This window comes from Georgenia sp. X1117 (assembly GCF_057784635.1).
This window is the reverse complement of sequence record NZ_CM173492.1, coordinates 1,556,984-1,569,352: the sequence shown is the minus strand read 5'-3', so window position 1 is coordinate 1,569,352 and position 12,369 is coordinate 1,556,984. Positions and strand designations below refer to the sequence as shown.

Here is a 12,369-nt window from a genome sequence, read left to right as displayed (position 1 = left end):
GTATCTCCTATGTCAAGCGGCTTGCTGGACGCAAGTCGTTGAGGTGGGGGTCAGGGGGATCGGAGGGGGAGTGAGGGCGCGTTGCCGGTGGGCTCGGGTGAGGGTGCGCCAGATGCGGCGGGCGATGGCATTCTTGACACAGCGGAGGGCTTCCATGACGGTCTTGCCCTGTTCGCGGAGGCGTTCGTAGTAGTCCTTGCCTGGTCCCTCGAGGCGGATCTGGGTGATGGCGATGCGGTGGATCGCGCAGTTCAGCTGCCGGTTCCCGCCACGGTTGAGGCGGACTCGACCTTCTGTCTTGCCCGACCAGACCGGGATCGGGGCGCAGCCGGCGAACATCGCGTACTTCCCCTCGTTCGCGAATCGTGTGATCCCGGCGGTCTCGGCGATGATCTTCGCGGCCGACAGGTCTGCGCAGCCGGGGATCTCCAGCAGCACCGGCTCGACCTCTCGGACCATGGCCCGCAACCGCGTGTCGAGCTCGCTGATCAAGTGGCAGAGCCGTTCGAGATCGGCCAGGACCATGCCCGCGATCTCCGCGACGATTCCTTCGCTGGCTTCGATCACCTCCCGCACCCGTGCCTGGGCCGGCCGATGGATCAGCGCGCGTGGTTGTGGGTCGACCTCGGGATCGAGCTCGTGCAGGTGCCAGCGCAGGCGGTTGATCACCCGGGTCCGCTCCGCGACCAGGTCCTCCCGGCGGGCCAGGATGAGCTTGACCTCTCGTGCCTGCTCATCGGTGGACGCGGTCGGCAGATCCTCTTCGCGAGCCATCGCCCGCGCGACGGCGAGAGCGTCGATGGGGTCGGACTTCCCACGGGTGCGCGCGGTGGCGCGTTGGCGGGCCATCAGCTTTGCCGGCACTCTGACCACTGGCTCTCCGTGAGCGAGGAGGTCGCGTTCGAGCAGGCCGGTGAGGTGGCGGCAGTCCTCCAGCCCCCACCGGCGGTCCTGCTCGATAAAACTCTTCTGGGCCCATCGGTAGGCCTTCTCATGACCGCTGTGGGTCGCGTGGACCGTGACCTGCCCGATCTGCTTACCCGCCGCGTCGACCGCGACGAAGGTGTGTGACTTCTTGTGGACGTCCGCGCCGATCAGCACCACCATGGTGACTGCCTCCCTTGAATCCGAGTGGGGGTCGAACGGTCGGGCCGGTCGGCGGACAAACCTCAGTGGGCCAGCTGCACGCTCATATCAAGTCACGCCGGCCGGTCCTTCCCATCCGGCGACGGCAATACGCATGCAGGCCAACTCAGCCAGGAGCAGCAGCCACGTTAGGAGCCAATCACCGGATGGAAAGGATCCAACCACCGCGACATCCGCGGCACCACGAAGCCTCACACTGACGCGATGCTAGGCGGTGTCCGGCGACGGGGCCCGCGGCGGCGAGCAGGGCCTGACGCCGCGGGCCCCGCCGGCAGGGTCAGACGGCGAACATGCCGTGCGCCGCGCTCTCGGCCTCGTCGTACCCGCGGGCCGCCGAGTCCAGCGCGAGCGAGATCTGGTCGAGGTTCGCCTCGACCTGCGACTGCAGCGTGCGCCACTGCTCGGCGCACGAACCGAAGGCCGCCGAGGCCCCGCCCGTCCACGTGCCCTGCAGCGCCACCAGGTGCGCCATCATCGCGGCGACCTCCGAGCGCACCGCACCCGCGGTGGTGCGCACCTGGGCGGCCGCGGTCGCGACCTCCCCGCTGTCGACCTGGAACCGTGCCATGTCCGTCCCCCTTCCGGCCCACCCGGTGCGGGCCACGGGGACGACGCTAGGAGTGCGGCGGGCCGGGCCGGCCGGCCGATCGACCGCGTTGTGGAGCGCCGCGTCGGCGGCGAGCCTGTGGGTGCCGGGCGCGGGTCAGCGCCGGCGACGCCGCAGGAGGTCGTCCGGACCGCGTTCCATGCCGGAGCCGACGTCCTCCTGTGCGGCACCCGCCGAGGGATCCTCGCGCTGCTCGTCCTCCTCGGCTCTCGCCGGGGAGCCGGCCGAGGCGCCGGTGCGCACGAGGTCCGGGCGTGGAACGCCGGGGCCGGCGTCGACCCTCCGGCCATGACCTGCCGCATGCGGAGGCGCCTGCACGCCGGGGCGCAGGGCGCCGGGCCGTGGGCCGCCCGGCCGCGGGCGGGCGAAGAGCTCGTCGGGACCCAGCTCGAGCGTCGAGGCGGGGGGCGGCTCCCGGTCTGCGTCGCCCGGGCGGCCCGGCTCCGCGGCGGCGGGCGGGGCGGTGACCATGCGCTCGGCGACCGGCCGTCGGACGGGCTCCGGGCCGGGTGCCGGCTCGGGCGGCTGCGCGTGGGCGGGTCGGAACGGCCCGTGCCGGTCGGCACCCGGTACCGCGCCTCCGGTCCCGACGTCGGGTAGGTCGCCCTCCGGTCCGCACTCGCCGAGCGTGGCGAGCTCGGCGGTGAGGATCTCCAGCTCGGAGGTGAGGTTCTCCCGCGCCGCCGGCTCCCAGGCCGAGGCCATCGGGCTGGCGTAGATCTGCCGCCGCCCGAGCAGGTGCGTGACGATGGCGATCCGCGCCTGGAGATAGTGCCGGGCGGGGATGTGGGCGTACTCCCGCCGCACGGTCTCCCGGTAGGCGCGGTACTCCTGCGGCCGCTTGGCGAGCACCGCCAGGTGCGCGTCGGCCAGCGCGAGCCGGTCGATGTCGTCGTGGTCGCCCTCGTGCCCGCGCAGGTGCAGGATGAGCTCGGCGACCCGGTCGGCGAGCTCCTTCGGCAGGCCGAGGCGCACCAGCTCGGTGCGCGCCACCTCGGCGGAGGCCACCTCGTCCTCCCCGGCCGTGCGGCGGTATGCCTGCTGCTCCGCGACGGAGAACACCAGGCCGTGGTACCAGGCGGCGAGCCGCACGAGGTCGGGGTGGTGCGTCTCCTGGGCGAGCTCGTCGACCTTCATCAGCACGAACGTCAGGTGCCGGACGCCGTGGTGGTGCCGCCCGGGCTCCGCCCAGCGGGCGAGCAGGTCCCGGGCGTGGGCCTCGAGCTCCTCGCGGCCCAGGGTGGCGCCGACGGCCGCGGCGCTTCGGGCGAAGGCGGCGGGAAGCCACTGCGGAGCGTCGGTGACGCCCATAGGAGCGAGCCTCTTCCGGTCGGGGGTGCTGCGCGGCCCGTCGGGTCCGCGCCGACGATGGTAGCCCCGTCCGGCACCGGCGGGCCCAGGGGCGGAAGGTGGTGCGTACCGTGCGGGTCGCGCCGTCGGGGGCCGCCGGGTGCACGCATCCGGGTGACGAGCGCGACGGAGCGGGGCAGGACGCCCCGTGCCCCGGCCAGTAGAGTGCCAGGGTGACTCAACCGTTGGAGGATGCGCACGTCCTCATCACCGGCGCCACAGGTTTTGTGGGCCAGGCCGTGCTGGAGAAGCTGCTCTCGGCCTACCCGTCGACCCGGATGACCCTGCTGGTTCGTCCCCGGGGCGAGATCTCCGGTGCCGAGCGCATCCGTCGGATCACCCGCAAGCCGGTGTTCTCCACCTGGCGCGAGGCGGTCGGCGACGAGGGTGTCGAGGCGGCCCTGGCCGAGCGCGTCACCGTCCTCGAGGGCGACCTCGGCGACGTGCCGCCGCTGCCGGGCGACCTCGACGTCGTCGTGCACTCCGCCTCCACCGTCTCCTTCGACCTGCCCATCGACGAGGCCTTCGCCGCCAACGTCGGCGGCCCGGTCTCGCTCTACGACGCGATCCTCGCCTCGGGCGCCGATCCGCACGTCGTCCACGTCTCGACCTCCTACGTGGCCGGCCTGCGCAAGGGCGTCTCCGAGGAGACCTCCCTCGAGCACGAGGTCGACTGGCGGGTCGAGCTCGAGGCCTCGCAGGTGGCTCGCACCCGCGCCGACCACGCCTCCCGCGACGCCGACCGCCTGGCCGGCTTCCTCGCCGACGCCACCGACGAGCACGGCCGCGCCGGCGCCCGCGCCGTCTCGGCCGCCGCGGAGGAGGCGCGCGAGGGGCACGTGCGCGACGAGCTCGTCGCCGCGGGCCGCAACCGCGCGCGCACCCTGGGCTGGCCCGACGTCTACACCTTCACCAAGGCGCTCGGGGAGCGGGTCGCCGAGGACCGGTGGGGCGCGGAGCACCACCTCTCGGTCGTACGACCCACCATCATCGAGTCGGCGTTCCGGCACCCCTACCCGGGGTGGATCGACGGCTTCAAGGTGGCCGACCCCCTCATCGCCGCCTACGGCCGCGGCCTCCTGCCGGAGTTCCCCGCCCTGGCCGACACCATCCTCGACGTCATCCCGGTCGACTTCGTCGTCAACGCCGTCCTCGCCGCCGCGGCCGCACCGCCGCCGCGCGGGACCCCGGCCTACTACCAGGTGGGCTCCGGACTGACGAACCCGCTGCGCTTCGGCCGGCTCTACTCCCTGGTGCGCGAGTACTTCCAGGCGCACCCGCTCTCGGACGCCGAGGGCGCGAAGGTCACCGTCCCGGCCTGGTCCTTCCCGCACGGCCACGCCGTCGAGCGCGGCCTGAGCCGCCGGGAGCGGCTGGTGTCCCTGGCCGACCGGGCGGTGGCGATGCTGCCCGGCTCGGAGACCTCGCGGAAGTGGTCCTCGACCCTGTACAAGGCCGGCCGGGACCTGCGCACGCTGCGCAAGTTCACCGAGCTCTACCAGCCCTACACGCAGACCGAGGTCATCTTCGACGACCGCCGCACCCGCGAGCTGCACGCCGCGCTCCCGCCCGAGCGGGTCGTCGAGCACGGCTTCGACGTCACCGAGATCGACTGGCAGGTCTACCTCCAGGAGGTCCACATCCCCGGTGTCCCGGGCCTCATGCGTCAGCGCCGCTCGGCCTCGGGCGGGGTGCGTCCCGTCCCCGGCTCGGCCCTGGCCCGGCGCGAGGACGTCGTGGCCGTCTTCGACCTGCAGCGCACGATCGCCCGCTCGACGCCGGTCGAGCACCTGCTGTGGGCCGAGCTCGAGGCGAAGTCGCCCGCCTCCTGGCCCAAGGCGGTGGCCGAGGTCGTCGCCCAGGCGCCCGGCTACCTCTCGGCCGACCGTAGAGACCGCGGGGAGTTCATCCGCACCGTCATGCGCCGCTACACCGGGGTGACCGACGAGCGGATGCGCGCCCTGGTCGACGAGCGGCTCGCCCCCTCCCTGCGGGCCAACATCCACTCCGAGGCGCTGGCCCGGATCGCCGAGCACCGGGCCGCGGGCCACCGCACCGTCCTCGTCACCGGCGAGATCGACGTGTTCGTCGAGCCCCTGCACGACCTGTTCGACCACATCGTCGCCGGCCGTATGGAGGTCGACGACGAGGGCCGCTGGACGGGCCACCTCGCCGAGTCCCCGCTGGTGGGGGAGGCGCGCGCGGCCTGGCTCGTGCGCGCGGCCCGTGAGCACGGCTGGGACCTGCCGGCCTCCTTCGCCTACGGCGACGCCTACGCCGACCGTCCCTGGCTCGAGGTCGTCGGCCACCCCACCGCCGTCAACCCCGACTCCGCGCTGTACACCTTCGCGCGCGCCCGCCGCTGGCCGGTGGTCAGCTGGACGGGCACGGCCGAGTCGCGGATCGCGCCGGTGTGGCGCGCCGTGCGGGGGATCCGGTCGTGAGCGGCACGCGCCTGCGCGGCAGGGCACTGGTCACCGGCGGGACCTCGGGCATCGGCCTGGCCGTCGCCCGGCACCTCGCGCTGCGGGGCCTCGACGTCGTGCTCGTGGCCCGCAACCCCGAACGGCTCGAGGCCACCGCCGCCGAGCTGCGCGCGCTCGGCGTCGAGGTCGAGGTCCTGCGCGCCGACCTGGCCACCCGCGAGGGGACCGACGCCGTCGTCGCTCGCCTCGAGGACGAGGAGCGTCCGGTCGAGGTCTACGTCAACAACGCCGGGCACGGGCTCTACGCCTCCCTGGCGGCGGAGGACATGACCCCGCACCATGCCGCGATCGACCTCATGATCCGCGCCGTCCTCGACACCGGGGCGGCCGCGGCGCGCACGATGGTCGCCCGCGGGCACGGGGTCATCATCCCCATCGGCTCGGTCTCGGGGATGATCGCCACCGGCCACTACTCCGCCATCAAGGCGTGGACGAACACGTGGGCGGAGTCCCTGAGCACCGAGCTCGAGGGCACCGGCGTCACCGTCACCTGCGTGATGCCGGGCTGGGTGCGCACCGAGTTCCACCAGCGCGCGGGGATGCCGACGGGGAAGATCCCCGACGCCCTGTGGATCGGCCCCGACCAGGTCGCCACCGAGTCCCTCGACGCCGCCGAGCGGGGCGACTACCGGGTCGTGCCCTCGTGGCGGTACAAGATCATCGCGTTCGCGGCCGAACGCGGTCCCAAGGCAGCCGTGCGGGCCGTGGCCCGCGCCATCCAGGGAGGAAGACGATGAGCGCCGCACCGGTCCACGAGGACCACCAGCAGGGGGAGGTCGCGGGCCCGACGGCGCGCGCGCAGGCGCACCAGGCGGCCCGCGCGGCCAGGCAGGCCGCCGGCCGGCTCGTCGACGCGGCGGGCGACAGCCTGCTGCAGTACACCTCGGGGCTGTGGCGCGCGGGACGCGTCGCGGCCCAGAAGGGGCCGCTCAACGCGCTGGTGCACACCATGACCCGCATCGAGGTCGTCGGGCGGGAGAACCTCCAGGGCGTGCGCGGCCCGTTCGTCATCGCGCCCAACCACAGTTCGCACCTCGACGCCGCGGTCATCCACGCCACGATGCCGTGGCAGCACGCGGGCCGGGTCGCCACGGCGGCGGCCGGCGACACCTTCTACACCAAGCGGCTCACGCGGGTCCTCACCGCCCTGTTCTTCAACACCTACCCCGTCGACCGCTCGGGCAACCGCCGCAAGGCCGGGCTCTCCGCCCGCCTGGTCGACGCCGGTGTGCCCCTGCTCATCTTCCCCGAGGGCACCCGCTCGCGCGACGGGCAGATGGGGCGGTTCAAGCCGGGCGTGGCCGCGCTGTGCGTGACCCGGCGCATCCCGTGCATCCCGGTGGCCCTCATCGGCTTCCACGAGGCGATGCCCGTGGGGCAGTCGCTGCCCTCCCGCGGGCGCCCGCCCCTCAAGGTCGTCATCGGCCGGCCCCTGCGCCCGCGCAGCGGGGAGCGCATCCGGGAGTTCAACGAGCGCATCCAGGCGCAGGTGACGGCCATGTACCAGGCACGCACCCCCGACGTGGTCGTCGCCCGGCCGGGAGCCGGCACCAAGGGCCGCAGGGGCGGCCAGGAGGAGGCATCGTGACGCAGGTCCAGCATCAGAAGTGGTGGGGGTGGGGCGTCGAGGGCGTGACGTTCACCTACGACAACAAGCCAAACTTCGCCCCCTTCGTGCTGGACCATGTCGGGCTCGACCTCTCCGAGGGCGGCACGCCGCCACCCAGCTTCGACGACATCGACGTGCCCGCCCCGCGGCTGCCCGAGGCGCTCGCGGAGGGTCTGCGGGCCGCCGTCGGCGCCGAGTACGTGGTCACCGGCGACCTCGACCGCGTGGTGCACACCTACGGCAAGGGCATCAGCGACCTCGTGCGCGTGCGCGCGGGCGATCTCCCGCGCGTGCCCGACGTCGTCGTCTACCCCGGCGACGAGGACGACGTGCGCGCCGTGGTGGACCTGGTCGACGCGAGCGACGCGGTGCTCATCCCCTTCGGCGGCGGCTCCAACATCTCCGGCTCGCTGACGCCGGAGCCCGCCGAGACCAGGCCGATCGTCTCCCTGGACATGGGCCGGCTGAACAAGGTGCTCGAGATCGACGAGGAGGCCGGGCTCGCCCGCGTGCAGGCCGGCGTCCTCGGGCCCGACCTGGAGGAGCAGCTCGGTGCCCGCGGCTGGACCTCCGGGCACCAGCCCGACTCGTTCCGCCACTCCACCCTCGGCGGCTGGATCGCCACCCGGTCCTCGGGCATGCAGTCCGACCGGTACGGCGACATCGCCGACATCACCCGCGGCCTGTGCACCGTGCTGCCCGGCCGGGTGGTCGCGCTGCGGCCGCTGCCGTCGACGTCGACGGGTCCGTCCGTGCGCGAGATGATCCTCGGCTCCGAGGGGCGCCTGGGCGTCATCACCGAGGCGTGGATCAACGTCCACCGCCTGCCCGAGAAGCGGCTCATCGTGGCCTACCTGTTCCAGAACTGGGGCTCGGCCCTGGAGGCGATGCACGACATCTCCACCTCCGACGTGCACCCCTCGGTCACGCGCGTCTCGGACCCCATGGAGACCCAGTTCTCACTGTCCACGCAGAAGGAGCAGAAGGGCCTCAAGGGGAAGATCTCCGCGGGCGTCTTCGACCTGCTCGCCGCCCGGGGCTGGGACCTGGACCAGGTGTGCCTCAGCTACGTCGGCTACGAGGGCTCCCCGCGTCACGTGGCCTACCAGCGCAAGGCGGTCGGCAAGATCGTCGCCGCCCACGGGGGCATCCCGCTGGGCACCGGGCCCGGCGCCCTGTACGACCAGAAGAAGTTCGACACGCCCTACATCCGTGACTTCCTCCTCGACAAGGGCGCCCTGGCCGACGTCTCGGAGACCGCCGCCCCCTGGTCGCGCCTGCGCGGGATCTACGAGCGCGTGATCTCGGGCGCGCGCTCCGCCTTCGACGAGCTCGGCGTGCGTGGCTACATCATGTGCCACCTCTCGCACAGCTACCACTCCGGCGCCTGCCTGTACTTCACCTTCGCCTTCCCCGCCGCCGAGGGGCCGGACGCCGCGGCGCCGCTCGAGCAGTACTGGCACGTCAAGGAGGCGGTGCAGCAGGCCTTCATCGACGGCGAGGGCACCCTCTCGCACCACCACGGCGTCGGCACCGACCATGCCCCGTGGATGGAGCAGGACATCTCCGAGGCGGGCGTGGACCTCATGGTCGGCCTGCTGCGCTCGGCCGACCCCGGACGGCGCCTCAACCCCGGCTCGCTCCTGCCGCGCCACCGCGAGTGGTGAACTCGGTCGCCGGCCCGTCCGTGGGCCGGTGACCAGGGCGATCCCCACCCGGACGGGCCGCGGCGGGCTGCTGGCTGTGGGCTGGACGGCCGGCGGCGGACTGCGGGCGGCGGCCTGGACGGTCCGCAGGGGGCTGCCGGCTCAGTACATCTAGACGGGCCGCGGCGGACTGCCGGCCGTGGCCGGGTCCGCGGGCGGACCGTCGACGGGCAGCTCGAGCTCGATCGTGGCCCCGCCGCCCGGCGTGGGCAGCACGCGGGCGCGACCACCGTGCGCCCGGGCGACGGAGTCGACGATCGCCAGGCCGAGGCCGGAGCCGCCGCCGGCGGAGCGGGCCCGGGACTGGTCGATCCGGTAGAAGCGGGAGAAGACCCGGCGCGCCTCCTCGGCGGGGATGCCTGGGCCGTGGTCCTGCACCCGCAGCACGACGTGCGCGACGGGCAGCGGCTCGCTCGCCAGCGGCGCCGTCGCGACCTCGGCCTCCGCGCGGCCCCAGCGCAGGGCTCGCACCCGCCGGTCCGGCTGCGCCCGGCCGTCGGGCGTCCTGCCGTCGGCGGTCCGGCGGGTGCCGCCGGCCGGCGCCCCGGCCCCCTGCGCGCCGGCCCCCTGCGGTCCCGCGCCGTCGCGCCCCGCCGCGCCGTCCGCGGCGGTCCCGGCGCCCCCGTCGGACCCCTCGGACCCGGTGCCACCGCGGGACCCGGTGCCCCCCTCGGACCCGGCGTCCCCGGCCGACCCGGCGTCCCCCGCGGGGGAGGCGGCGTCGTCGGGGGAGCGGTCGGCCCTCTCGCGCGCGGCGTCCTGCTCGGCGTCGAGCCGTCCGACGGCGGCCCAGCTCCGGTCGGAGGCCGCGCGGTGCCCGAGGTAGATCTCCACGTCGGTGCCGGCCGGCGTGTGCCGCACGGTGTTGCCCACGAGGTTGGCGAAGACCTGGCGGATCTGGTCGGTGTCCGCGCGCACCACGGTCGGCCCGGGCGCCCCGGGCAGCGGGAGGAGGCGGGCGCTGCGGGTGGGGTCGAGCGCCTTGAGGTCGCGGACCGCGTCGGCGGCCAGGCCGGCGAGGTCGACCTCGGTGAGCTCGAGCCGGCGGGCCTCGTCGATGCGGGCCAGTGCCAGCAGGTCCTCCACGAGGGACCCCATCCGGGAGGCCTCGGCCTCGATGCGGCCCATCGCCGCGGGCACCTCCGGCTCGGGCACCCCACCCATCCGGTGCAGCTCGGCGTAGCCGCGCACCGTCGCCAGCGGGGTGCGCAACTCGTGGGAGGCGTCGGCCACGAAGCGCCGCATCCGCCGCTCGGAGGCCGAGCGGGCGGCGAAGGCCCGCTCGATCTGGGCGAGCATCGTGTTGAGGGACTCCGACAGGTTGCCGATCTCCGTTCCCGGCGCGCCGGCGGGGACGCGGCGGGTGAGGTCGCCGGCGGCGATCGCCCCGGCGGTGCGCTCGATGGCGCGCAGGTCGCGCAGCTCGTGCCGGACGAGGACGTAGCCGCCGGTGGCGCCGAGCACCACGAGTGCCAGCGAGATGAGCACGACGTACTTGCCGGTGTCGCGCACCGTGGCCGAGACCTCGTCCATCGGGGTCGAGATCGTCAGCACGCCGACCTGCTGGCCGGTCGAGCTCACGAGCGGCAGGGCGAGCGAGCGCCACGTGATCCGGTTCTCCGTGCCGCGCACGGTGGTCGGGCGGGAGGCCGGGTCGTCGGGGAGCACGGGCAGCCCGACGACCTCGGAGGTCTGGGGGTGGGCGACCGTGGTGGTGCGCTGCCCCTCGAGGTCGACGGTGACGACGTAGCGGGTCGGCACCACCTGGTCGTCGCCCGCCCGGATCTCCTCGAGGTCCTGCTGGGCGATGGTGTCGACCGTGTCGTGCAGGTTCTCGTCGAGCTGGTCGATGAGCTGGCTGCGCAGGACCGCGACCACCGTCGTCCCGGCCAGCCCGAGCCCGAGCCCGAGGATGAGGACGACGGAGACGACGAGGCGGGCGGAGAGGGACCAGCCCCCGCCGCCCGGCGCCGTCGGGCCGGAGCGTCGTGCGCGACCCAGCATCAGGAGGTGGGCCGCCGCAGCACGTAGCCGAAGTTGCGTCGGGTGTGGATGAGCGGGACGAGGGCCTCGGCGTCGGCGCCGGTGAGCCCGAGGAACGCGGCGGAGTCGACCTTGCGGCGCAGGTAGGAGATGTAGGACTCGACGATCGTCGCCTCCCCGTTCCAGTCGTACTCCCAGACGTGGTCGAGGATCTGCGCCTTGGACACCACCCGCTCGGCGTTGACGAGCAGGTAGCGCAGCAGCTTGAACTCCGTGGGCGCGAGGTTGACGAGGACCCCGGCCCGGCGCACCTCGTAGGCGTCCTGGTCGATCTCGAGGTCGGCGTAGCGCAGCACCTGGTCTTCGGTCTGCCCGGTGATGCCCACGCGGCGCAGCACGGTGCGGATGCGGGCCACGACCTCCTCCAGGCTGAAGGGCTTGGTGATGTAGTCGTCGCCGCCGACGGTCAGTCCGTGGACCTTGTCGGAGAGGTCGTCGCGCGCGGTGAGGAACAGCACCGGGAGCGACTCGTCGTGCGCGCGCAGCCGGCGCAGCACGGTGAACCCGTCCATGTCGGGGAGCATGACGTCGAGCACCACGAGGTCGGGCCGGTTCTCGGCGGCGCGGCGCAGCGCCTCGTTGCCGTCGGCGGCCGGGGTCACCTCGAAGCCGGCGAACCGCAGCGAGGCGGTGAGCAGCTCGCGGATGTTGGGTTCGTCGTCGACGACAAGCAGGTGCGCCTCGCCCGAGGCGTCGCGGTCAGGGGACATGGGCACATGGTCGACCCGCTGCCTGGACGTTTCCTGGGAACGGGCCGGGGGTCGCCGACGGGGCGGTGGTGGTGTCCGCCACCCCCGCCGCGGCGGTCACAGGAACTGCGCGGCGTCGAAGGTCTCGAGCGGGATGACGCGCACGCGCGGCAGCGGTGAGGTGAAGGCACGCACGTCGTCCTCGAGGTCGAAGATCGTCAGCCCCTGCGCCGTCAGCGCCGTCAGCTCGAGGTTGAGGAACTCCCGGAAGGCGAGCACGCCGACCCGGTGGCCGGCCGCCAGCAGGTCCTCGACCTGGGGGAGGAAGTCGCCGTCGTGGGAGACGAGCAGGACGTCGCCGTGCCCCTGGGCGAGGATCGCCTCGAGCATGCGCTGCACGCCGATGTCGACGACCTTCTCGGTGGCCGAGCCCGACCCGGCCAGGGGGATCGGCCGGTAGTCCATGGCCAGCAGGGCCTGGATGAAGGAGGCCGGGAGGTTGCCGGAGGTCGCGTTGAGGAAGAACAGGCCCTTGGCGTCCCCGCCCCACACCCGGCCCGCGTGCGCGAGGACCCGGTCCCAGCGTGGCCGTTCCTCGGGGTTGGGCCGGTGCCCGAGGATGCTCACCCCGAGGGTGGCGTCGATGTTCTCGCCGTCGACGACGAGGTAGGTGGACGGGCTCTCGCTCATGACCCCAGGTTAGGGGGCCGGTGGCCGGACATGCCGCGCCCCC

10 protein-coding genes are annotated in these 12,369 nt (G+C 73.9%); 4 read left to right on the top strand and 6 right to left on the bottom strand.

From position 1 onward, the window contains the following. Nucleotides 1–12: 12 nt before the first annotated feature. The 3 genes from AC3D3D_RS07160 to AC3D3D_RS07150 form a co-directional block, all read right to left on the bottom strand. Nucleotides 13–1,107 (bottom strand): IS110 family RNA-guided transposase, encoded by a 1,095-nt coding sequence (locus AC3D3D_RS07160; protein ID WP_463662327.1) that lies wholly within the window; start codon nt 1,105–1,107, stop codon nt 13–15. Nucleotides 1,108–1,423: 316 nt separating this feature from the next. Then, nucleotides 1,424–1,714: a WXG100 family type VII secretion target gene (locus AC3D3D_RS07155; RefSeq protein ID WP_463663564.1), complete on the bottom strand. Its 291-nt coding sequence runs from the start codon at nt 1,712–1,714 to the stop codon at nt 1,424–1,426. A gap of 135 nt (nt 1,715–1,849) precedes the next feature. Then, a complete protein-coding gene (locus AC3D3D_RS07150) occupies nt 1,850–3,064 on the bottom strand; it encodes an HD domain-containing protein (protein WP_463663563.1) in 1,215 nt (404 codons plus the stop codon). 212 nt (nt 3,065–3,276) lie between these two features. Between AC3D3D_RS07150 and AC3D3D_RS07145 the strand changes: the two genes are divergently transcribed. From AC3D3D_RS07145 to AC3D3D_RS07130, 4 genes are read left to right on the top strand one after another with little or no spacing between them, the layout of a single operon-like run. Beyond that, nucleotides 3,277–5,547, top strand: coding sequence for an SDR family oxidoreductase (locus tag AC3D3D_RS07145; protein ID WP_463663562.1), 2,271 nt, complete (start codon nt 3,277–3,279; stop codon nt 5,545–5,547). Further along, nucleotides 5,544–6,326 (top strand): SDR family NAD(P)-dependent oxidoreductase, encoded by a 783-nt coding sequence (locus tag AC3D3D_RS07140; RefSeq protein ID WP_463663561.1) that lies wholly within the window; start codon nt 5,544–5,546, stop codon nt 6,324–6,326. Before AC3D3D_RS07145 ends, AC3D3D_RS07140 begins: the two co-directional genes overlap by 4 nt. Further along, nucleotides 6,323–7,177, top strand: coding sequence for a lysophospholipid acyltransferase family protein (locus AC3D3D_RS07135; protein ID WP_463663560.1), 855 nt, complete (start codon nt 6,323–6,325; stop codon nt 7,175–7,177). Before AC3D3D_RS07140 ends, AC3D3D_RS07135 begins: the two co-directional genes overlap by 4 nt. Next, nucleotides 7,174–8,865, top strand: coding sequence for an FAD-binding oxidoreductase (locus tag AC3D3D_RS07130; protein WP_463663559.1), 1,692 nt, complete (start codon nt 7,174–7,176; stop codon nt 8,863–8,865). Before AC3D3D_RS07135 ends, AC3D3D_RS07130 begins: the two co-directional genes overlap by 4 nt. Nucleotides 8,866–9,015: 150 nt before the next feature. On the opposite strand, the gene AC3D3D_RS07125 is transcribed toward AC3D3D_RS07130, so the two are convergent. The 3 genes from AC3D3D_RS07125 to AC3D3D_RS07115 form a co-directional block, all read right to left on the bottom strand. Then, nucleotides 9,016–10,908 carry a sensor histidine kinase gene (locus AC3D3D_RS07125; protein WP_463663558.1) on the bottom strand — a complete coding sequence of 631 codons (1,893 nt, stop codon included), beginning with the start codon at nt 10,906–10,908 and terminating at the stop codon, nt 9,016–9,018. Continuing rightward, nucleotides 10,908–11,657, bottom strand: coding sequence for a response regulator transcription factor (locus AC3D3D_RS07120; RefSeq protein ID WP_463663557.1), 750 nt, complete (start codon nt 11,655–11,657; stop codon nt 10,908–10,910). The genes AC3D3D_RS07125 and AC3D3D_RS07120 overlap by 1 nt, the downstream gene beginning before the upstream one ends. Nucleotides 11,658–11,753: 96 nt before the next feature. Next, the gene (locus AC3D3D_RS07115; protein ID WP_463663556.1) at nt 11,754–12,326 is read right to left on the bottom strand and encodes an NYN domain-containing protein; all 573 of its coding nucleotides are present in this window, start codon (nt 12,324–12,326) and stop codon (nt 11,754–11,756) included. Between the last annotated feature and the right edge of the window lie 43 nt (nt 12,327–12,369).